Source organism: Pirellulales bacterium, from assembly GCA_036499395.1.
In the GTDB taxonomy this organism is placed as follows: Bacteria; Planctomycetota; Planctomycetia; order Pirellulales; family JACPPG01; genus JACPPG01.
In genome coordinates, this window is sequence record DASYDW010000031.1 from 17,057 (window position 1) to 40,598 (window position 23,542).

The 23,542-nt window shown below is 60.2% G+C and carries 13 protein-coding genes and 1 tRNA gene; 13 read left to right on the top strand and 1 reads right to left on the bottom strand.

The window, feature by feature from the left end; all coding sequences use genetic code 11:
* The first annotated feature begins 365 nt into the window (after positions 1-365).
* Positions 366-2,429, top strand: a complete 2,064-nt coding sequence (locus tag VGN12_06205) for a tetratricopeptide repeat protein (GenBank protein HEY4309027.1) — start codon at positions 366-368, stop codon at positions 2,427-2,429.
* 100 nt (positions 2,430-2,529) lie between these two features.
* On the opposite strand, the gene VGN12_06210 is transcribed toward VGN12_06205, so the two are convergent.
* Positions 2,530-2,603, bottom strand: a tRNA-Met gene (locus VGN12_06210).
* A 650-nt stretch (positions 2,604-3,253) separates the two neighbouring features.
* On the opposite strand from VGN12_06210, the gene VGN12_06215 reads away from it, so the two are divergent.
* The 12 genes from VGN12_06215 (at position 3,254) to VGN12_06270 (ending at position 23,497) form a co-directional block, all read left to right on the top strand.
* Positions 3,254-4,759 (top strand): ATPase domain-containing protein, encoded by a 1,506-nt coding sequence (locus VGN12_06215; GenBank protein HEY4309028.1) that lies wholly within the window; start codon positions 3,254-3,256, stop codon positions 4,757-4,759.
* Complete coding sequence (locus VGN12_06220; GenBank protein ID HEY4309029.1) at positions 4,756-6,693, top strand: ATP-binding protein; 1,938 nt, start codon at positions 4,756-4,758, stop codon at positions 6,691-6,693. Before VGN12_06215 ends, VGN12_06220 begins: the two co-directional genes overlap by 4 nt.
* Positions 6,694-6,848: 155 nt before the next feature.
* Complete coding sequence (locus tag VGN12_06225) at positions 6,849-9,431, top strand: hypothetical protein (protein HEY4309030.1); 2,583 nt, start codon at positions 6,849-6,851, stop codon at positions 9,429-9,431.
* 201 nt (positions 9,432-9,632) lie between these two features.
* The gene (locus VGN12_06230) at positions 9,633-10,454 is read left to right on the top strand and encodes a hypothetical protein (GenBank protein HEY4309031.1); all 822 of its coding nucleotides are present in this window, start codon (positions 9,633-9,635) and stop codon (positions 10,452-10,454) included.
* A 180-nt stretch (positions 10,455-10,634) separates the two neighbouring features.
* Entirely contained in the window at positions 10,635-13,601 is a 2,967-nt protein-coding gene (locus VGN12_06235) for a hypothetical protein (protein HEY4309032.1), read from the top strand.
* Positions 13,602-13,773: 172 nt separating this feature from the next.
* Positions 13,774-16,023 carry an acetylxylan esterase gene (locus VGN12_06240; protein ID HEY4309033.1) on the top strand — a complete coding sequence of 750 codons (2,250 nt, stop codon included), beginning with the start codon at positions 13,774-13,776 and terminating at the stop codon, positions 16,021-16,023.
* Between the two features lie 51 nt (positions 16,024-16,074).
* A complete protein-coding gene (locus tag VGN12_06245) occupies positions 16,075-17,109 on the top strand; it encodes a hypothetical protein (GenBank protein HEY4309034.1) in 1,035 nt (344 codons plus the stop codon).
* Between the two features lie 55 nt (positions 17,110-17,164).
* Positions 17,165-17,608, top strand: a complete 444-nt coding sequence (locus VGN12_06250) for a hypothetical protein (GenBank protein ID HEY4309035.1) — start codon at positions 17,165-17,167, stop codon at positions 17,606-17,608.
* Positions 17,609-17,775: 167 nt separating this feature from the next.
* The gene (locus VGN12_06255) at positions 17,776-18,033 is read left to right on the top strand and encodes a hypothetical protein (protein ID HEY4309036.1); all 258 of its coding nucleotides are present in this window, start codon (positions 17,776-17,778) and stop codon (positions 18,031-18,033) included.
* 264 nt (positions 18,034-18,297) lie between these two features.
* Positions 18,298-19,158, top strand: a complete 861-nt coding sequence (locus tag VGN12_06260) for a neutral zinc metallopeptidase (protein ID HEY4309037.1) — start codon at positions 18,298-18,300, stop codon at positions 19,156-19,158.
* A gap of 105 nt (positions 19,159-19,263) precedes the next feature.
* Entirely contained in the window at positions 19,264-20,817 is a 1,554-nt protein-coding gene (locus tag VGN12_06265) for an amidase family protein (GenBank protein ID HEY4309038.1), read from the top strand.
* A 163-nt stretch (positions 20,818-20,980) separates the two neighbouring features.
* Complete coding sequence (locus VGN12_06270) at positions 20,981-23,497, top strand: ATP-binding protein (GenBank protein ID HEY4309039.1); 2,517 nt, start codon at positions 20,981-20,983, stop codon at positions 23,495-23,497.
* The last annotated feature ends 45 nt before the right edge of the window (positions 23,498-23,542 follow it).

Sequence of the window (23,542 nt, forward strand, 5' to 3'; positions counted from 1 at the left end):
GGAGCAATGCTCCCTCTACAGCCCCGGGCGGTGACAACACGTTCGTCCCGCCCTCTGGAGTCGCACGCGAATGATTCGCGGTCCGACGCGTCTCCCATTCTCGAAGTCCTTCGGACCTAATAGCGCCGCAAGGACTTGAACCCCGGCGCTGGCCTCGGGAAATCGAGCTAGTCGAGCAACAGATCACCAATTCGATAAACGCATGCCAATGTTGGACGACGATCGGAAACTCTCAAAATGTCATTGATTACCGCCTCAGGACGGTAAACACTATAGAGCGACACTTCTAAGACCGCTTGTGTATGCGAAGCGACCCGCGACCAACGGCTATCATTCACACCTGAGGATCAATACTTGGACGGCCAGTGCGTCTCCGCCGAGGCGTCACCTGCTGGGGCCTCTATGCGCGCTGGCGCACCGTTGTGGCAGATGCAGCGCTTTTGGCGATGACGCTCGTGGCCTACGCTCCGGCCCTGACTGCGGGCTTTATTTGGAACGACCACGAGAACCTGGTTGCAAACCAAACGCTCATCTCGCGCGAAGGTCTGCGGCAGATTTGGTTGGTGCCGCAGGCGACCCAGCAGTACAGCCCGCTGACATGCACCAGCTATTGGATCGAGTATCGGCTGTGGGGGCTCGCGGCGTGGGGTTATCACTTGACGAGCATTCTTTTGCACGGCTTGGCTGCGGTTCTCGCATGGCGGTTGCTTGTGCGTTTGCAGGTCCCCGGCGCATGGTTTGCGGCAGCGCTGTTCGCCGTGCATCCGGTCGAGGTCGAGTCGATAGCGTGGATCAGTGAACGACAGAACGTGTTGAGCCTGTCGCTGGTTCTGTTGTCGATGCTCTGCTACTTGCGCTTTGCACCGGCCCGAACCGAAGATCGCATTGCTGAGATACCGGGCGCGGCCTCCTGGAGTTGGTACGCCCTGTCGTTCGGGTTGTTTGCGCTGGCGCTAACAGCCAACACCGTGGTGGTCACGATGCCGGCTGTGATGTTGGTGATCTACTGGTGGAAGCGGGGCCGGATCACGTTGCGCGATATTGCATGCATCGTGCCGTTTGTCGCGGTCGGGGTGGCGATGACATTGGTGACGTTGCGGATGGAAGGTCACCATCTTGGCACGCACGAAAAGGTTTGGTCTTTGCCCGCGGTCGAGCGATTCCTGCTGGCCGGCCGTGCGTTGTGGTTCTACGGCGAGAAACTCGTTTGGCCGCATCCGCTGATATTCTTCTATCCGCGCTGGACACTCGATAGTCAGGCGTGGGGGCAATATCTGTGGCCGATCGCGGCGCTGGCCTTGCTTGCCGCAATATGGTTAGTGAAAGGTCGCATTGGTCGCGGACTGTTTGCGGCGGTATTGATCTTTGTCGTCGTGCTGGCGCCAACCTTGGGTTTCTTCAATAATCGCTTCATGACGTACGCGTACGTCGCGGACCATTTCGAGTATCACGCCAGCCTGGCGATTCTTGCGGCAGCCGCGGCGATTGGTTCGCTGTGCTTCCGCCGCAATGCAAAGGCAGTGGGCTACATCTTCGCGGGCCTGCTGTTGCTGGGATTGGGCAGCTTGACTTTTCAGCAAACGTTTATTTACCACGACCTCGAAACGCTATACCGCGACACGATCGATAAAAACCCACGCGACACGATTGCTCGTTCGAATCTGGCGGATCATTTCAACGCGCTTGGAAATCACGAAGAGGCCATCTGCCTGTTGCGAGGCGTTGTGCGCCTCGATCCGAACGATCCCATGGCGCATATCAACCTGGGGCTGTTCTTGCTGATGACGGCCAATCCCGACAAACCTCAGCCAGAGCAGCTAGAAGAGACGGCCGGTTATCTGCGGCAGGGGATCGCGCTAGCGCAGGCCTCGCCGATGTCTACTCTCGACGAGCCACGCCTGCACTTTTATCTTTCCTACTGCCTGATGCAAATCGGATACAGCATCGGGTTTCAACCGCAGTTGCTGGACGAGATCCTTGTTCATTTGAAAGAAGCTACGAGGCTCGATCCCGCTTATGTCGACGCGCATGTCAGCCTTGCTCTGGCACTGGTTGTGGCCGATCAACAAACCGAGGCGATTCAACATGCCGCATGGGCGCTAGAAATCGAGCCGCAAGGGATCGACAAATTACGCAACCAACTCGGGCCCGACCTGCTGGCCGAAGCACATTACGCGCGGGGCGGAGCGCTAGCCAGCAAAAACGAATTTGCCACGGCAGCGGATCACTTTCGAGCCGCCGTCGAGTTGCGACCTGACCACGACCGCGCGCGGAATAACTTGGGCGTGGCACTCATGCGACAGGGCAAAACTGACGAGGCGATCCGCTGGTTCGAAGAGGCGGTTCAGGGCGACCCTAAGTACACGGACGCAAAAACGAATCTGGAAAATGCACGCAAAGTGCAGGAACAACAGGGCACGACGAAGTAACGTCGGCCGAGCCCGGCCCTCTATCACGCCAGCAGTGGCGAGTCGCACGCGAATGATTCGCGGTTTGACGCAACTCCCATTCTCGAAGCCTTTCGGGCAATAGCGGCGCAGGGACTCGAACCCCGGACACGCGGATTATGATTCCGCTGCTCTAACCAACTGAGCTACGCCGCCGTGGAACCCCCGAATCTAACCTACCGGGCGGGGGCGTCAAGGCGATCAGGGCGGCAACACCCTGTGCGGGGTCGCCAACGACAGGCTTGGGGTCCTCGGGACCATCCGAACGTCGGGAAATGTAGCGATCGAACAGGCACGCGCCGAACCTTGAATGGCGCCAATGGCATGACTTTGCAGTTCCTTAATTTCGCCCGCGTTTCCCGATAGTAAAACCATCCGCTGTCCAACCGAACCTGTCGGGAAAGCCGGCCTCGCTTAGCTTCTGGTGCGCGAATTGCTCTTTCGTTACTCGCGAACTTTGCCCCATTCGCATCGATTGTCTTGTGACTTGCGGTTTGTTTGCATTCTTGATGCGAAACGAGTTCGCGGGGGTAAGCGTAGCGTGACGACTCAAGGCTTCGATTTGTCGGGCAGGGGGCGGATCGAAGCCTGCGATGCCTTCGACGGAAGTCATTGCTGGGCGACGATCAGGAGAGCAACTTGCGACAGCGATGCCGCGAGGCGATCGCTTTGCGTTCAATCGAACTGATCGCTGGACTGCCACAGGTGCTTCAGGTACCAGAACGCGTAGCTTGTTCCGCGGGCCGACAACCCTCAGAATCGGGGCCAAAGCACGACCGCGTTTTTATGCAGAAGGGCTGATGTTGATGACAGATGATTCGGATCAATGTGCCAGCAATCGTTCGGCGACAGGTATTCCGGGTCTCGACGATATCCTGCGTGGGGGGTTGACTCGGAACCGGCTTTACCTGCTGGAAGGGGTGCCTGGCTCCGGAAAAACGACGCTAGCGATACAGTTCCTGTTGGAGGGGACCAAACGCGGTGAGCCGGTGCTGTATGTGACCCTGTCGGAGTCTGAAGAGGAACTCCACGAGGTTGCCGCCTCGCACGGCTGGAACCTGGACGGGATTACGATCCGCGAACTAGTCGCTTCGGAAAACGTGCTGCGGCCGGATGAACAATACACGATGTTTCATCCGTCCGAGGTCGAATTGAGCGAGACGACGAAGACAATTCTGGCGGACGTGGAACGGATCAAGCCCACCCGCGTCGTTTTTGATTCGCTTTCGGAATTGCGATTGTTGGCGGCCAATCCGTTGCGCTACCGCCGCCAGATCCTGGCCTTGAAGCAGTTCTTCGCCGGTCGAAACTGCACGGTCTTGCTCTTAGATGACCTAACGAGCACGGATCGCGACCTGCAGGTGCAAAGCATCGCGCACGGCGTGTTGCGGTTGGAGCAGGTTAATCCCGAATACGGATCCGAGCGACGGCGGTTGCTGATCGTCAAGTACCGCGGCGTGCGTTTCCGGGGCGGTTACCACGATTACATCATTCGACGTGGAGGGCTCGAGGTATTCCCACGGCTTGTGGCCAGCGAGCATCGCTCTCCACAGTTTATGGAAAAGCTTGGTAGTGGTATCGTCGAGTTGGACGCGTTGCTCGGCGGCGGCATCGAACGCGGAACCAGTACCCTGATGGTTGGCGCGCCGGGTTCGGGAAAGTCCTCGCTAGCGGCGCAATTTGTCACGTCGGCGGCAGAGCAGGGGTTGAACTCGGCCCTATTCATTTTCGATGAGAGCGCGAATACGTTATTGAGCCGGACCGCGGGACTGGGGATGGACCTGCAAAAGCATTTGGATAATGGTCGCGTCACGATCCAGCAAGTCGATCCTGCCGAGTTGTCCCCCGGGGAATTTGCGCACACGATTCGTCGTGCCGTCGAGCAACAAAGCGCTGCGGTGATCGTGATTGACAGCTTGAATGGCTATCTCAACGCCATGCCCGACGAGCGTTTTTTGATTATTCAACTTCACGAGATGCTGACTTATCTTGGGCAGGTGGGAGTCGCCACGATTCTGATTGGCGCGCACCAGGGACTGATAGGCGGCCCCATGGTGTCGCCCGTGGACGCCAGTTATCTGGCCGATGCGGTCATTCTGCTGCGGTACTTCGAAGCCCAGGGTGAAGTGCGACAGGCCATTTCCGTTGTTAAGAAACGTGGTGGAGCGCACGAACGAACGATTCGAGAGTTCCATATGAAGGCAGGGGGTATTCATGTCGGTGAGCCGTTGCGTAACTTCCGCGGCGTGCTTACCGGGGTCCCCACGATCGAGCCGAGTTCCACTCCGCAAAGGGAAGGAACCGGATCGTGACCGAAGGCGACCGAGAGGATCCCGAGCAGCGCATCCTGGTTCTTGCGCCCACGACCAAGGACGCGGCGTTGACCGAGGCGATCCTCGTTCAGGCGGGCATGGCGTGCGTCTGTTGCGCCACCCCGGAAGAGATTTGCCAGCAGTTGGACGTCGGCGCCGCGGCCGTCGTGCTGGCTGAAGAAGTGGTTGTCGAAAGTCGCATCGGCTGCCTTACCCAGTGGTTGAACCGTCAGCCGAAATGGTCCGATTTGCCGATAATTCTCATCGCCAGGCAGGGAGCCGATTCGGCCGCCGTGGCACGCTCGATCGAACTGCTCGGAAACGTAACGGTTCTCGAGCGACCGACACGCGTGGCCGCCCTGGTCAGCGTCCTTCGTACGGCACTGCGTGCCCGGCAACGGCAGTATCAAATACGCAATCAACTGACCCAGCAGGAACTGGCTCTTGAAACTCAATCGCGTCTAGGAGCCATCGTCGCATCATCAGACGACGCCATCATCAGCAAATCGTTGGAGGGAATCGTCGAAACATGGAACGCGGGCGCCGAGCGCGTGTTCGGGTACTCGGCTGAAGAAATGATCGGGCAATCGATCACGCGGCTGATTCCGCCGGAACGACAAGAGGAAGAGCCTGCTCTTTTGGAAAAGTTGCGTCGCGGCGAGCGCATCGAGCACCTGGAAACCGTGCGTGTGGCGAAGGATGGGCGGCGGCTGGATGTTTCCTTGACCGTTTCGCCGATTCGGAATTCCGCCGGCGCGGTTATTGGCGCATCGAAGGTCGCCCGCGACATCACGCAGCGCAAGCAGGCCGAGGCGGCTTTGCTCGAGGCTGATCGGCGCAAGGACGAGTTTCTGGCCACCCTGGCGCACGAGCTGCGCAATCCGCTCGCTCCGATTCGCAACTCGCTGCATATTCTGCGCATGAGCGGCGGAAATGACGCGACCGCCGACCGCGTGTACGACATGATGGACCGTCAGGTCAATCAGATGGTCCGCCTGGTGGATGACTTGATGGAGCTGTCGCGCATCACACGCGGACTAATCGAGTTGCGAAAAGAGGAAACCGACCTGGCGACCGTCCTGCGTAGCGCCATGGAAACCAGCAAGCCACTCATGATGGCCGCCGACCATCAACTCGCGATCACCATTCCACAGGAACCGATCAAGCTGTTCGGGGACGAGGTGCGACTCGGGCAGATATTCGCGAACCTGCTGAACAATGCCGCTAAATACACGAACCCCGGCGGCCAGATTTGGCTGACTGCTCGTCGCGACGGAGACGAGGTCGTGGTTTCTGTGCGCGACAACGGCATTGGAATATCGTCCGCGCTGCTGCCGAAAGTATTCGACATGTTCATGCAGGTCGACCGGTCGACAGATCGCGCTCAAGGGGGCTTAGGAATCGGCCTGACGCTTGTAAAACGTCTCACCGAAATGCACGGTGGCACGATCGTGGTGCACAGCGCAGGGGCAGGGCAAGGGAGCGAGTTTGTGGTGCGATTGCCCGTTGCGGCGTCGCAGCCCTACGACGCGGGAGTACCGTCGATTCGCCAAACGCCCGCCAGCTTGCCGCAGCGCCGGGTGCTCGTGGTCGATGACAACAAAGACTCGGCCACCAGCCTGGGAATGCTGTTAAAGTATCTCGGCAGCGAGGTGCAAGTCGCGCACGATGGAGCGACGGCCCTGGCAACGATCGAGGGCTTTCGGCCCGACGTCGTCTTGCTCGACCTCGGCATGCCTGGCATGGATGGATTCGAAGTTGCCCGGCGGATCCGCAACCGCGTGGATTTCAACAATATCATGCTGATCGCATTAACCGGTTGGGGGCAGTCGGAAGATCGCGAACGAACGCGCAACGCCGGTTTCGACCATCATCTGGTGAAGCCGGCAGATATTACCGCCCTGCGATCATTGTTGACGGCCCGCGACGGGTAATGCGGCAGTCTGCCGCGCGCGGGGACAAGCGCCCGGCGTCGCAACCGATGCTTGAATACGAACCCGCATGACGCTTCGTTGCATCGGAAATCGCCCGGCACTCCGGCCATGTAATTTCTTCGCATCACGGCATGCTCTGCGTTAAACTGATGCGCATGTTACGAACATATAAACGACATCAACATCGCTTCTCGCCGGTATGCGTCACTCTGGCGCTCCTCTTCGGCACGGTTGTTCTTGTCCGGTGCGTTCGCGCCGTGGATAGCGCAGCCAGCTCAGCGGAAGAACCGTTGCTCGTAACCGGCACTGTGGTCGATGCGGACGATCGGCCGGCAGCCGGTGTCAAAGTCACAGGAGTTCGTTGGCATATCCAAACTGAGTCTACGATCACCGGCACCGACGGCCGATTCGAATTACGAATTCCCCGCGAGTACGCCTACGACCTGGCGCTGCATGCCGCGACCGCCGATGGTTCGTGGCAAACATTCTATTCACAGCCTGATCACGGTGAGCGCGACGAGCTAGTTGCGGACATGCTCGATCTGCGGCTGACGCTGGCCCCTGCGCGAGACATCCCTGTGCGTGTGGTCGATGCAGCGGGCGCGCCGGTCGCCGAGGCTCGTGTTGTTGTGATATCCACATATCTCGTCTATCCGGTGGTTATCACAGATGCCTTGGGCAGCGCTGCGCTACGTGGCCCGGCAGATCTGCTCGTGGCGGACATCGTAGCTTACAAAGCTGGCGTTGGCCTGGATTACGTTTCGTATGGAAGTCGACGCCGCCCTATCGATCCTAAAACGTTCCCACCGCAACCCAAGTCTGGCGAGACGGTGTCGCTGACGCTCGCGGGGGCCGAAACCGTAAAGATCAAACTCGTCGACGCTGACGGAAAGCCGGCCGCGGCAGTACCTCTGACTTTGTGGCTACTCGACAAGCCGAAACAGCCGCAGGTGAATTTTTCAATGATTCAGTCCGAGTTTCGAGCGATCACCAACGAAGACGGCGTCGCTACGTTCGACTGGATCCCGAAATGGTCGACCGAGATGTTGCAGTTCTGGCCGCTGAGCGGCGACGCCTACGCTCGACGCCGCGTCATTTATGATCCTGCGAAAGATCACGGGCAGGTCACCGCCCGGCTCGAGCGCGTTGTGCCGATCAGCGGCCATGTCCGCTTCGATGATGGTCGCCCAGCGCCAGGCATCAATGTGGTCGCCGATGGTGAGAGTTACGACCTTGATGACTTCCGCGATCACACGAAGACCGACGAAAACGGCCGGTTCGAATTCCAGGCGTGGCCCGAACAGTTGTGCATGATCGTCGTGCAGGATCGGCAATGGGCCGCGGCGCCGCGCGATGGGATTGTCGTGCGGCGCGGCAAACCGATCGACAATCTCGAAATCAAGCTGCAGCCGGCCACGCGCATTCATGGCCGCGTTACGTTGGGCACGGACGACAGCCCGATCGCTAATCAAGACGTGTCGCTGTATCAATATGGCCAGGATTTGAATCAGGCCGGTGAGCAGATTGAGCTGCCCGACGACGATCGCCCCCGGCACTATGTCCGGAGCATGATCGTGCAGTGGGGAAAGACCGACGCCGAGGGCTACTACGAATTCTTCGCCGGGCCTGGCAATTTCGATGTGCGCGGTCCGAGTCAGACCGACATCCAGAAGTTCACAATTACCGACGAGCGAGATTTGACGTTCGACTTCGTCGCGCCGCGGCCTGAGAATGGGCCATTCTCGGGCCTGGTTGTGACGGGAAATCCGCCGCGCCCTGTGCCCAACGCCAAGGTAAGTGGCGTGTATCGCAGTCATCTGGCGCCAACGGATCTATCGGTCACGACCGACGCCGAGGGCCGCTTCGAACTGACCCGTTCGTTGCATCCGCTGGTGCTGTTCGCGACGAGCGAGGACAAGACGCTCGCTGGCGTCGCCGATGCAACGTCCGACGAACGACACGCCACGATCGCGCTCAATCCGGTGGCCACAGCCCGGGGACGGCTTGTCGATGCAGTCACGAAGAAGCCGCTTACCCGGCGTGAGCTGGTTTATGGTACGCGCGTCTACATGGGGGGCGCGGATGCACCATGGCGTACCTCGGGGGGCGGCAGCACCGAAACCGATGGCGAGGGACGCTTCACGCTCGAGCACATAATCGTGGGGCGCGCCATCGAAGTCTCAATGGTGACCGACCCCAAGGCTGGTCGCAGCCGCAACGTGGCCGAGGTGCGCGCCACGTCGGCGCAGCCGATCGAGTTTGGAGACGTGATCGTCAACGAACGGCAGCGCCCTACGCCCGGCCTGCGAGATCGCGTGCTCAAGGATTTCGCCGCCGTCGAAAAACCGCTGGCGGCTTACAGTGCTGCCGTCGCCGGGGCCGAGGAATCGCATCGGCGAGTGCTGCTCGTCTTCGCCGATCCCGTGGCCGGCGCGACACAGAATCTGTTCGAGGCGTTCTATGAAACCGAAGGATCGATCTTCGCCGCGCTGAGCGACTACCAGATGATCCCCATCGACGTGGCAAGAAAAAAGAGCGAACAAGGGCCGAAGGTCGCCCGTGGGCGCGGTATCGACCTGGCCGAGCTCCAGTTGCCGGTTTTGTATATCTGCGATGGCGACGGTCGCCGTCTGGCCTTGGCCGACCGGACTGAACTGATGCCGCAGGGCATCGTCGACCAGGGGTTGCTCACGAGCTTCCTACGCAAGCACGCACCGCCGCAAGGTGGATCACGTTAAAATGGCGTATGCCGATGGCGTGCTTTCGTCGCAGCGTGATGTACACGAACCATGTGTCGGCAGCATTCACATGAACCGGTGGACGCTTCCACGGTCGTAATCAATCTGAAATCTGAAGCAAGCCGCCATATGAAATGGTGACACGTGGATTCCCCATCGCTCGTTCATATAAGGCACCTGCAACGAACGTCGGCGCATCCGGTGCGAACTGTTCTGCTGCTTGTGGCCATGCAAACGGTAGTGATTGGCTACCTGTGGATGCTGTGCTGGCCGCCCATTCTCGTCAGGCCTTTTTGGCCAAGGTATGACGAAGATTTCTTCCACGCATTTCTGGCGTATGGTCTCTGGGTTAGCGATGCAACTCTCGTTGCGTTTTGGTGCGGCTTGACGGAGATGTCGCTTAGACGTCGCGTTCTAGTTGCGTCGATCGCATACGCCCTGCTGGCACTGAACTACACTTTCTTCCCACGGCTTGTCTATCGATATGGTGGAGTCTTGCTCTGCGCGGTTATTGTGGCTCCGGCTGTCGTCACTTTGGGAGGAGCATTGTTGCTTCGCGGCGCAAGTTATCGTCTCCGACGAGATAATCGTGAGGCAGTTTCAACGACTCAAGCTGGTCTTCAATTCGGAACTCGGCAAGTTCTTTTACTTATGGCCGGTGTTGCCGGCTTGCTCGTTGCAGTTCCCTTCCTCGGACCGATGCTAGTCGAGGTTGACAAGATGCAGCCTCGGCACCTGACAATATTTGAAATTGAACTGCTCCGACAACTTGTCATCGGGATTGTTTACACCGTCCCATGTTTTCTGTTTTTTCTCGCGATATTCGGAAGTCGCAACTGCGTCTGGCGAGCCCTTACTGCTCTGGCTGCTGTCGCGTTCATCAGCGGGATTCACCGAATTGACCCCGAAGACTTTCCCGTCAGTCTGATTCTCGTCAGTGCCGCTGCAACGAGTGTCATTTCAGCGTTCGTGCTTCGACTTTGCGGGTTCCGCCTAATACGAGACGGCTTCTGCCTGCTCTGAAAGTGCATTTCAACGTAGTTCACCGAACGCAAATAAGTTCACGGTCGTCCCTTTCTTGCTTTCGCTTCGTGGCGGCAGTACAGTCGCGGATAACCTTGGCGATGCGCCCCTAACAAAGGCCCCTGCGGTCGCCGGGCGGGATCCAGGCTTCAATCTCGGTCGTGCAGACGGAGGACCGCCATGCGCAGCGCTCTTGCGCGACTGCTCACTGAATTATCGTTGGGCATCGTCGTCGTTTCCCTTGCCAACGCCGCGGAACCGACGACGACCGAAACTGGCCCGAAATCGTTTTGTCTCGCCGCGGCCGAGCCCGACTCGCTGACCAGGTTCACGCCCGCCAAGTTGCTGGTCCGCGAAATTCTGCGCCAGGCCGTGCTGCTGGCCGCGCGCGAAGAGCTCGGCCTGGCCACGCGCGATATGACGCTGCGCGAGAGTATGGCGCCGACGGACGATGCTAATGCGCTCGTACTCGACGCGCACACCGCTGAAAGCGAAGGAAAGTTTGTACGCCTGCGCATCACGCGCGGCGAGGGCGACGCCGCCGAGGTTCTTTACGAGAAGGAACTCCCTTATCCGAGTGGCGTCGGCAAGTTGGTCGATTACGCGGCGCTGGTCGTTGCTGTTGAACCGCTCACACGCACCGAGATTCCTGACGCGCTGCGCAAAGCCGGCATGCAGGGTAACGCGAACAAAGTCGACAAGACCGTTCTTCTCGCGGAGCGGTCGAAAAAACGCCTCGCCGAGTTGAACTTCTTTTCGCAAATGGCTGCGCTGCGCGAGGTGCATAAGCTGGTGCGCGACGAGGGGGAATCGGCGCAGACGCTGGCGGCCCTGGTGCGCGTGTACGCCAATCTCGGCCAATTGACGAAGTTCCATTGGAACGCCTCGCACAAGGCATTCGCCGCGCGATCGCTGCTTTACGCGCAGCGGCTCGTGGCGCGCGACGAGCAAAGCCCCTGGTCATTGCAACATCGCGCCTATGCCGAAGCGCTGGCCGGATTGCACGCCGCGGCCCTGGCCGACTTGAAAGCCGCGACCCCCGAAAACGACGTGCCGGCCGACGAAATGTTGGCCGAGGGAGCTCGCCCACCGTTGTATACGCATTGGGTTCCCTTGATCGAAGCACTCTGTCGTTACGACGCCCCGGCGCTCGAAAAGCCTCCGGCCGACGACGATCTGGCCGAACTCGCAGCGCTGTGCGCCTACCTGGTCGTCGAGAATTCCAATTGCGAAAGCATGGCATTGACCGCCGGCCGTAAAGCGCTGGAGGTGGTGCCCGAGTGTTATGCGATCTGTGATTCGATGGACCGGTACTCGGGCGTGATCAATCGACATACGACCACGGTGCAAGCGCCGATGGAATTGGGGGAGCGAATCAAAGATCGCTTGCGGCAATTCTCCGATCTGCCGGCCGGCGTGAACGAGGAGCTGCGCAGCCGCGCGCTGGGCATGATCGAAGGGCATCCCGATCCGGCCTGGGCCGGCGGTGCGCCGCGTGCCGCGCTGGTCAAGAGCTTGGTGCAGGCGGGTGCCGTCGGCCGTGACACGCGCGAGCCGAGCTGGGAATTACTCGGCCGGTTGCTCGAAGACATAACAATCGTTCACGTCTTCCGGCGCCTGGAATTCTTCCACGATGGGCTGGGGCTGCCGTCGTCCAGCTACCGCGATCAACTGCCGACCGCGTTCGCCGCCGTGGCAGACCATCCGTACTTGCCTCTGGCGAAGACGGCCATCCTCGACCCACAGCGCGACGTGCAGCAAATCGCGAAGTTGTTGGAAAGCTCGCAGGCCGTGGACCTGGGCTTGAGTTTGTTGCCAGTTCATCAGCGCATCGGTTATGCGAGCGCCGACCGCGGCAGCATACGTACGATTTGGTGGGACAAGATTTGGCGGCATACAGATCACACGGCCGAAGACCTCGAACGCATGGCGCAATTCGCCAATGCGCGAGAGTTTGCTCACCTGCTGCAAACGGTCAGTCCCCACTCGCCGCAAGCGATTGCACTACTGGTGGCGAACGATCCGGAGTACTCGCAGGACAAGCTGGTCGACTGGGAAAAAGACGGGCGCAATCAAGCCGTGGTTTGCAAGGCGCTCGGCCTGCGCTATTCCCGGTTGGGGCAGTCGTCCGATGCCGAACGCTGCCTGCAGCGCTACATCGAGTTGTCCCCCGACCAATGGGGATTCGGCACGCTGGCCGACGTTTATTGGAAGCAAAAGCAAACCGACAAATGGCAGCAGACGCTCGAAGAATCGCTGAAGCACGAGGATTTTGCGCTGTCGCATGCCAACACGCAGGTCAAGCTGGCCCGCTACTTCATGGGACAGCAAGACTTCCACCGCGCGCAACCGTACGCCAACGCCGCGGCGCAAAGCGGTGCCGCCTGGGCCATGATCTGCGCGGCGGACTGCCACGAAGGGCTGGAGAACTGGGATCAGGCCGAGGAGTTGGTTCAGGCCACGGCCGAGCGCTACTCCGACTCGCGACTCGATTGGTTCTTCTGGTGCTGCCGCACCGGCCACGGACATAAGGACGCGGCCCAGCGGCTGGCCAAACAAATCGCCCCGCAGCTATCGCTCAGTTCGAACGGAAATGATTGGGACCGCTTGGGCGTTTATCACCTGTTATGCGATAAACAAGACCTGGCGAAGAAAGCCTTTGCCAAGGCGTTCGAAATCTCGGGCCAGCCCTATTCCGCGATTCATCTGGCGCTGTTGGAAGACCAGGCCGGCAACACCGCGGCCCGTGACGCGGCCTTGGTCGGCGCCGTGGATCGCGGTTCGAAGCTCACCGGGCAGGGGAATCTCCCCACGGCCAATATCGAATTCGCCAAATGGCTGAACGACGCCTACCACCAGCCAGCGGACGCGGCGCCCAACGTCGCGGCCCTCGACGAGCAACTGAAAACCTACGACGTCCACAATCAGGCCAACCTCGATTATTTCGCGGGGCGTTACCTGCATGATCACGGTCACGACGACCTGGCGCGCGAGTATCTCGAAAAATGTCTTGCCACCAGGGTTTCGAAATGGAATCTCGCTGTTGCCGGACAATTGTTGCGCGAAATGACGCCGAGCGACGGGCCGCAGAAATCGGAAAACGGCTCGTCGGAAGAATCCAAGCCGACCGATGGCAAGGAGTACTAATCTTTCGGCGCACGTCGTCGCTGGTGTGGTGCGGGATTCTTGCTTGCCAAACTAGAAATCCCGCCTCTGCGGCCGGCTCTGGCACCGCGCTTGGCCGTGATTTACAGTGGTGGCAGAGATAGTCAGCTTGCCTGCCCCTCCGCCCCGTACCCCGCCTCCGGAGTCTGCACCCATGCCCGCGACGATTTCTGTTCGGGTTCGTTTGGCCATCATCGTCAGCGCCTTCGTTGGTTCACTTGCGGTTCTCGCATCGAACTCAGCCGCGGCCGATCCTGCCAATCCGGCCGCGGTGAACGCTGCGCCGCGCGTGCTTGCCGAAGGCAAGCTTCCTGCGGATAAGCGGCTCGAGCCGTTGAAAGACTTGGACGGTTACTTTCCGTTCACGCCCCCCACGTCGGTCGAGGCCTGGAACAAGCGCGCCGCGGAAGTGCGCCGCCAGATCCTCGTCTCGCAGGGCATTTGGCCGATGCCGAAAATGACGTCGGCCAACGCCGTGATCCACGGCCGCGTCGAGCGGCCTGAATACACCGTCGAGCGCGTTTATCTGGAAAGTTACCCAGGACACTTCGTCACCGGCAGCTTGTATCGGCCGAAGGACGCAACCGGCAAATGCCCAGGCATATTGTTTCCACATGGTCATTGGAACCACGGCCGCTTTCACGATGCCGGCCGCGACGTCGTACGCAAACAATTGGTCGAAGGAGGCGAGCGCTTCGAGCTGGGCGGTCGCAGCCCTTTGCAATCGCTGTGCGTGCAACTGGCGCGAATGGGTTGCGTGGTTTTCTCGTACGATATGGTGGGCTACGCCGATAGCGAGCAACTTTCGTTTGACCTGGCCCATCGGCATCAACGCCGCCGGCCGCAGATGGAAGCGGCCGACGACTGGGGCTTCTTCAGCCCGCAGGCCGAACTGCATTTGCAGAGCATCATGGGCTTGCAAACGTATAACTCGGTTCGGGCGCTCGATTGGTTCACTTCGCTTACCGATGTTGATCCGGCGCGCATCGGCGTAACCGGCGCCAGCGGTGGCGGCACGCAGACCTTCTTACTGTGTGGCATCGACCCGCGACCGGCCGTCGCCTTTCCCGCTGTGATGGTGTCGACCGGGATGCAGGGGGGCTGCACGTGCGAGAACGCGCCGCTGTTGCGGGTCGACACCGGCAACGTTGAATTCGCCGGGCTGTTTGCCCCCAAGCCGCTGGGAATGACCGGCGCCGACGATTGGACCAAGGAAATCGCTACTAAGGGTCTGCCCGAGCTGCAGCAGCTCTACAAGCTGCTCGGTGCGGACTTGAACATCATGGCCAAGCCGCTGAATCACTTCGGACACAACTACAACTACGTCAGCCGCGCAGTGATGTATAGCTGGTTCAACCATCATCTGAAGCTCGACCAGGAAGAGCCGGTCGTCGAGGAAGATTACGTCCCGCTCTCGAAGGACGAAATGACCGTCTGGGACAGCTCGCACCCGCGCCCGCCCTCAGGCGAGGATTACGAGCGCAGCCTATTGCGCTTCATGACCGACGACGCGCGACAGCAGATCGCGGCGCTCGCGCCAAAGGATGCGCAAACCTTGGACGAATACCGCCGCGTGATCGGTGGCGCGGCTGACGTGATGATCGGTCACCGCTTGCCGACCGCCGACGAACTTTCTTACGAAAACGTGGCCGAGAAGGACCGCGGTAGTTACACCGAGTTTCTCGGACTCGTCCGTAACCGAGAGCACGGTTCCGAACTGCCGACCATCTTTCTGCATCCCAAGCAGTGGAACAAGAAAGTCGTCGTCTGGGCTGACGAGGCCGGCAAGTCTGGATTGTTCGGCAGCGACGGCGGACCTAAACCGGAAGTGCGCAAGCTGCTCGACGCCGGCACGACCGTCGTTGGGGTCGACCTGCTCTATCAAGGTGAATTCAACGCCGATGGCAAGGCGCCCACCAAGACGCGACGCGTGAAAAACGACCGCGCTTTCTCGGGCTATACCACCGGTTACAACCATCCGCTGTTTTCGGCGCGCGTGCAGGATCTGCTGTCGATCGTGGCCTTTGTGAAGAATCACGAAGACAAGCCTGAGCGCGTCGATCTGATCGGTCTCGACGGGGCAGGTCCGTGGGTGGCCGCGGCCATAGCGCAAGCCGGCACGGCCGTTGATCGCGCGGCCATCGATACCGCCGGTTTCCGCTTCGCGAAGCTCACCGAGATCGACGACGTGAACTTCCTGCCCGGTGCGGTGAAGTACGGCGACGTCCCCGGTTTCCTTTCCTTAGCGGCGCCGCACACACTATGGCTGGCGGGCGAGGGGAGCCAACCGCCGGAAATCGTCGCGGCCGCCTATCAAGCGGCCGGCAAGCCGGATGCCGTGACCTCGTACGACGGCACCGAAGAGAAAGAAACGCTCGACGCCGTGGGATGGCTGCTGAAGTAGCCATGCGACGGGAGTAAACTACGGTCGTAGCCGAAGTCATGGCGAGACCGTATGTCGAACACCGCACGTCGCCGCTGGTTTCAATTCAGCATTTTTGGGCTGCTTGTGTTGGTAACACTCGTGGCCACGTTTTGCGCGCTGGTTGTAATCCCCGCGCGCCGTAAGCACCATGCGGTGGAGCAAATTCAGGCGCTCGGAGGCTTCGTCCGGTACGACTTTGAGTGGAGTAGCACACCCTGGCCAGAGCTTCCCACTCCTCGTGGTCCCGCTTGGCTGCGCGCTATCGTCGGTGACGATTACTTTCAAACGGTCGTAGACGTTACCGTTGAAAGTCACACCATACCCGCACAACATTTGCGGCCCTTTATTCAGGCGGTCATGCAGTTTCCGGAGCTTGACGGGCTTTGCCTGATTAGTGATTCGCTCAACGATGATGACGTCAAACAGCTAAGCAAAATGACGTCGCTGAAGTCATTGATCCTCGCATCCAATAGTTACCCGACCGATCCAAATACTGCGATTACCGACGTCGGCGTGTCATATCTCGCCAACCTTACTCGCCTTGAGTATCTGACTGTAGAGGGCTCGTTCACCGATAATGCCCTGCTGAGTTTGTCTCATCTGACAGAATTGAAGTTCCTTGAGCTTCGCGCGCCGGTCACTGACGCCGGCATGGTCCATTTGCACTCGCTTCGAAAGCTTGAAAAGATTATCTGCTCAAACCGACGCGACGCAGATTGTCTGGATTCTAAGTATTTCGGCGACCATGACTCCGAAGAAATCCCGCTAACAGATATGTTCGATTACTTTGCGTCAGTCTTGGACATGGAATGCAGCGTCGACGTCGAAAAGATCGGTGGTGATCAGAGCGGGCTATCCGACGTGAAGATCACGCTGCACACGAAGAAGGGGACGCCGCCGCGAGATGTTATTGATCAGATGCTCAATCCGCTTGGTTTGGGATTTCGAATTCAAGAAAATCGTCTCATCATTACGACGCGTGCTGAAGGAGTGCGTGCCCACGCTGGAATCGACGCCTTGCGAGAAAAGCTACCCAACTTGCAAGAAGTGGAAGTTACGTGGTAATTGGGTGCCCGCTGCGAGTAAAATACGGTCGTAGCCGCAGTCACCGTGATGCCGTATGTCGAACACCGCACGTCGCCGCTGGCTTCAATTCAGTATCACGGGGTTGCTTGCGCTGATGAGCGTGACAGCGCTGTGCCTGACGTTGGTACATCGCGGCAAATTCGATCAACGCACGAACGTTCAATTTGCGCAGACGCCTATTTGGGACGTAATTGACTATCTCTCGAACAAGCACAGTTTCGCCTGGCGCGCGGATGATCCTGAGCTTGCCGCAGCCGGCATCCTGTTTTATAGCCGCCCGACGGCCTTGACGATTACCGATCGGGTTACCGACGCGCCGCTCGGCGAAACACTGGATCGATTTCTCGCGCCGCTCGGTCTTGGCTACTTTGTCGAGAATGGCGAACTCGTCGTCTCGACGCGCGCGGCCGCTGAGCGTGCGCACTCCGGGCTGGGTGCCCTGCGACAACGCTTTGCCCGTCTCGAAGCGCGTCCTTGAGGACAGTTTCTGCTGACCGGTACCACAAATCACCGGTTATCGAGGCCGGCTGGTTGCTTTCCGCAACCTATATTTTGCCAGGCGATCGAGCGTGCCGGTTTGCCGGGCAAGCGACGTCAGGTTTCGTGTCTACTACCAGAATTTAAACGTCAACGGCGCGTCCCCTTATGCCACAGATCTTCTCGAAACTGATGGGTGCCGCGGTGGGCATGGTCATGGGCGTGTTCCTCTCGTTCGTCATAACGATTGCCTTCGGCATTCTCATCGGCGTGGTGGCAACCTTCCTGTATCCGAACGATCCCAGCGCCGGCAGCGCCGCCGAGATCGCGATCCTGGCCTTCCCGCTCTTGGCCCTGATCGCCGGCATCATTTGCGGCGTCATCGGCTGGAATCGCGCCGGTCGCTTGATGAAGCACGGCGCATAAAACGCCGATTGCACGAAGGCCCAGTTCGAGCGGGCACTCTCCGGGTTGTTCGCCGGGGTTTCGCTACGCCCGCCGCTCGTCATCTCCAGAATTGTTGTCCGCGCTGCGCCGCATGGTTAATATGCCCACGGGTCGTGCGGATGCCGCGCTCCAAGCGAAATCGTGGTAGATTTCCGTTGCGGCGCGCGATCCGCCGAGGGGCGTTCGTCCCTTGCTACCGGCTCGATCACAATCACTTCCGGATTTTTCTTACGGGGTAACGTCATGCGCTGGGAAGGTCGCGAGGAAAGTCAAAACGTCGACGATCGCCGCCGGATGGGCGGGCCGGCCGTGGCCATGGGGGGCGGCGGTCTGCTGGTGATTATCGTTTTGGCCCTCTTGTTCGGTGTTGATCCACAACAGTTGCTCAACGCGCCCGGCGTGAACGTTGGCGCCCCTGGCGCGCCGGCCGAAGAAGGTCCCGCCGATCCCGAGGAAGAACGTCTCGCCAGCTTCAGCAAAGTCGTGTTTAACGATACCGAGCTGGTCTGGTCGGACATATTTTCGAAGATGGGCCGCCGCTACCAATCGCCGACGCTGGTCCTCTTCAGCGGTCGCGTCGAATCGGCGTGCGGGCTGGCCAGCGCCGCGGTCGGTCCGTTTTATTGCGGCGGTGACAGCAATGTCTACATCGACCTGGCCTTCTATCGCGATATGGAGCGCAAGCTGCACGCTCCCGGCGAATTCGCCCGAGCTTACGTCTTGGCACACGAAGTAGGGCATTACGTGCAGCGGCTGTTGGGCTTTGCCGACATGGCACAGCAGCAGCGCGGCTTCGGCCGCGGCGACAAGAATCAGGCCTCGGTGCGGCTGGAGCTGCAGGCTGATTTCCTGGCTGGCGTGTGGGCCCATCACGCGCAGGAGAAATTCGATTACCTCGATCCGGGCGACGTCGAATCGGCCCTGAATGCGGCCAACCAGATCGGCGACGATCGTTTGCAGAAGCAAGCCCAGGGCTACGTCGTGCCGGACGCGTTCACGCATGGCACGTCGGAGCAGCGCAAACGCTGGTTCAGCCGGGGATTCAAAAACGGGGACGTCCGCGAAGCCACGCTGCTGTTTGAAACCGAATACGATCAGCTATAGCGACCGGTGCTGGCTGGGACGCAATCGGCGCGCGAGGCGTGTAAGATAAGCCCCAACGGCCGCGAAACTTCGCACCATCAAACGTCCCTGCGCACGAGGCATGACATGTATAAGTCGACGCGTCGAGAGTTCCTGGGAACCACGGCCGCGGCGCTGGCCGCTTCGGGCGTGCCAGGAATGGCGAGCGCTCGCACGGCAACCAACTCCGCAGCGACGCTCGACGAATTCGCCGCGCTCGATGCGTTGGCACAAGCCGAACTGGTACGCAATAAGCAGGTCACGCCGCTCGAACTGGTGAACGCCGCGATCGCGCGCGTTGAGAAGCTCGATCCGCAGTTGAATAGCGTCGTGACGACGGCGTTCGAGCAGGCGCGCCAGCGAGCGGCCGAGCCCTTGGGGGATGGGCCCTTTGCCGGCGTGCCGTTTCTAGTAAAGGATCTCGAACCGCTCAAAGGGGTCCGCCTGAGTTATGGTTCGAAATTCTTCAAAGGCAATATCTCGCCAACCACATCCGAAGTCGTGCGCCGTATGGAGCAGTCGGGCTTGATTGTGATCGGCAAGTCGAGCACGCCCGAGTTTGGCCTGGTCCCCACGACCGAGCCGCGCGCCTACGGTGCAACGAAGAATCCTTGGGATGTGACGCGTTCGTCGGGCGGGTCGAGCGGGGGCTCGGCCGCCGCCGTGGCGGCGGGGTTGGTGCCGCTGGCCTCGGCGAGCGATGGCGGTGGATCGATCCGCATCCCGGCGAGTTGCTGTGGACTGTTCGGGTTGAAAACCAATCGCGGCCGCAATCCCGAGGCGCCCGGCGTGCATGAAGATGGCCTATCCGTGGTGCATTGCGTCAGCCGCTCGGTGCGCGACAGCGCTGCGCTATTGGATGCCACGCGCGGTCCAACGCCGGGAGAGCGCTGGCTCGCTCCCGCGCCAACTCGGCCGTTTGCGCAAGAGGTCGGCGCGCCTCCGGGCAAATTGCGGATCGCCTTCCGGCTGACTGACTTTGCCGGCAGGAAAGTTCATCCCGACTGTGCTGCGGCCATCGAATCCACAGCCAAGCTCCTGGCCGACCTCGGGCATAACGTCGACGAGGCGGCGCCGAAGTTCGACGAAAAGGCGTTCGCCGACGCGTTCCTGGTTTTATGGGCGGCCGTGGCGGGCCGGGTATTGAAGAGTGTCAAGAAATTCCTGGGCAATAAGATTCCGCCCGACAGTTTCGAACCATGGACGATGAAGCTGGTCGAGATCGATAGTAACAACACGCCGTCGGACGTCAGCGTGGCCTGGAGTGGACCGCTGCAATCGGCGAACAACTCGATGCTGCAGTTCATGACGAAATACGACCTGCTGCTGACGCCTGTTCTCGCGCGGCCGCCTGTCAAGCTGGGCGAACTGGACCAGTCGCAATCGGCCGAAGAAATCATCGCCTGGCTGCAAGGGTACTGCCCGTTCACGCCGCTGGCGAATGCAACGGGGCAGCCGGCCATGTCGGTACCGCTTTATTGGAACGACGCCGGTCTGCCGATCGGCAGCCACTTCATGGCGCGCCACGGTGACGAAGCAACGCTGCTGCGATTGGCATCGCAGCTAGAACAAGCCCGTCCCTGGGCAAAACGATGGCCGACAGTCAGCGCCGTCGGTGGTTCAGCGCCTGCGGAATCGTAAACTCACCAGCAGACAGTCCGCAGATTTCACAGATGAGAAGCCACGACCGACACCCGTTTTGTTAAAATCTGTGTCATCTGCGAAATCTGCGGATCATCACTTCTTCTCTGCATTTCGTTAAGTCGACCAAACCCGCGGTTCCGTATGGCACGCAGGATGCGCGATGGACATTAAACCTGATTCGTTCGAAAAGCTTGGCGTCTTCTATTTGGGGCGCGAGTATGACCTCGATCGCGGTCAGCCGCGCGACAAGCTGTTGTTGTACGACTCGAAGGACCTGCTGACCCATGCCGTGTGCGTCGGCATGACCGGCAGCGGTAAGACTGGTCTGTGCCTGACGCTGCTGGAAGAGGCGGCCATCGACGGCATTCCGGCCATCGTCATCGATCCCAAGGGGGACCTGACGAATCTGCTGCTGACATTCCCACAACTTCGTCCCGAAGATTTTCAGCCCTGGGTTCACGAGGACGATGCGCGACGGCAAAACGTCTCGACCGAGGAATTCGCCAAGCAGCAGGCTGAGCTGTGGAAAAAGGGGCTTGCCGAATGGGGGCAGGACGGCGATCGCATCGCGCGGCTGCGCGCGGCCGCGGATTTCGCCATCTACACTCCCGGTTCGAGTGCCGGGCGGCGCGTCTCGGTGTTGCAGGCCTTTGCCGCGCCGGCACAATCGATTCGCGATGACGCCGATCTGCTTCGCGAGCGCGTGAATGCCACGGTAACCGGCCTACTGACGCTCGTCGGTTTGACGGTCGATCCACTAACCGGCCGCGAGCACATCTTGCTGGCCACGATTCTGGAAACGGCCTGGCGCGCTGGGCGAAATCTTGACCTGTCGGCACTAATCGAACAAACGCAAAAACCGCCGGTGACGAAGATCGGCGTCGTCGATCTGGAATCGTTTTTCCCGGCCAAGGAACGATTCGCCCTGGCGATGAAGTTGAACAACCTGCTTTCGGCTCCCGGCTTTGCCGCTTGGCTCGAAGGAGAGCCGCTGGATGTGGGGGCCCTCCTGCACTCGTCGACTGGCAAGCCAAGGGTCTCGATCTTTTCGATCGCGCACCTCGATGATTCGCAGCGGATGTTCTTCGTCGCGCTGTTGCTGAACGAAATGCTCTCCTGGATGCGCACGCAATCCGGCGCCACCAGCCTGCGGGCGATGCTGTTCATGGACGAAATCTTCGGCTACTTCCCGCCGGTCGCCAACCCGCCGACCAAGCTGCCCCTGTTGACGTTGCTCAAGCAGGCTCGCGCGTTCGGACTGGGAATCGTGTTGGCGACACAAAACCCCGTCGACCTCGACTACAAAGGTCTGGCCAACGCCGGCACCTGGTTCCTAGGCCGACTGCAAACCGAGCGCGACAAAGCCCGGGTGATCGAAGGGCTGCAAGGGGCCGCGGCCAGCGCCGGCGCGCAGTTTGACAAGCAGGCGATCATGCAGATGCTTTCCGGCTTGAAGAATCGCATTTTCCTGATGAACAACGTACACGAAGATGCGCCGGTCGTGTTTCAAGCGCGCTGGGCCATGTCTTATCTGTGCGGTCCGCTGGCCCGTGATCAGATCAAAAGGCTTTGCGACGAACAGCAGCCGGCGGCATCGGCTGGTGGCTCGAATAACGTCCATGCGGCATCGGGTGCCGCTGCTGGCTCGTCCAGCAGTGCGAGTGTGAATTCTGCTTCCACGGCCACTTCAACGAGCAGCGCTACCGATGTAGGCGACCTCTCATTGCAGCCGCCACTGGTGCCGCCGCAGATTCCGCAATTCTTTGTTCCGCTGCGCGGTACATCGCCCGCCGGAGCGAAGCTGGTCTATCAGCCAGCGGTCTTGGGTCTGGCGACAGTGCATTACACCGACAAGAAGTTGGCCATCGACGCGCAGCGTCCCATTTGCTGGCTGGCCAATTTTCACGCCACGACCGGCGCCATCGATTGGACGACCGCCGCGCCGGCGCAACTCACCGACGACGATCTGGAAAAGCAACCGGCCGGACAATCCTTGTTCGCGTCGCTGCCGGCCGAGGGATCGAACGCCAAAGCCGTGACAGGGTGGCAAAAGGCGTTCGCCGACGCGGTCTATCGGCTGGCCAAACTCGACCTGATGAAAAGTGCCGCGCTCGACGAGGTCTCGAAGCCTGAAGAGTCGGAGCGAGATTTTCGCATTCGCCTACAGCAGGCAGCCCGCGAACAGCGCGACGCGTTACTCGCCAAGCTACGGGAGAAATACGCACCCAAGCAGGCGCAGCTTGAAGATCGCATTCGCAAAGCCGAGCAAAAAGTCTCTCGCGAAAAGAGCGAGGCTCGCGCCGAAGGGTGGCAGACCGTGATCTCGTTCGGCGCCACGTTGCTCGATATGGTGCTCGGCCGGAAGCGATTGAGCGCCACGACAGTACGCAAGGCGCAGACTGCCGCGCGCGGCGTGGGAAGATCAATGAAGCAATCGGCCGACGTGACCGAAGCCGAGGAATCGGTCGAATCATTGCAGGCCCAGCAAGCGCAGCTCGAACAGGAAGTGCAGGCCGAGACCGCTGCGGCGCAAACTAAGCTCGACCCGCTCACCGAGACGTTCGAAGTTGTCTCGCTGCGGCCCAAAAAGGTCGACATCGCGGTCCGCCTGACGGCCCTCGCCTGGCTACCCCAGTGGCAAGACGCCTCGGGCACGAACAAGCCGGGCTGGCAGTGATTACTTCGACAACGTACGGCGAATAAAGCATCACCAGCCCGCAGC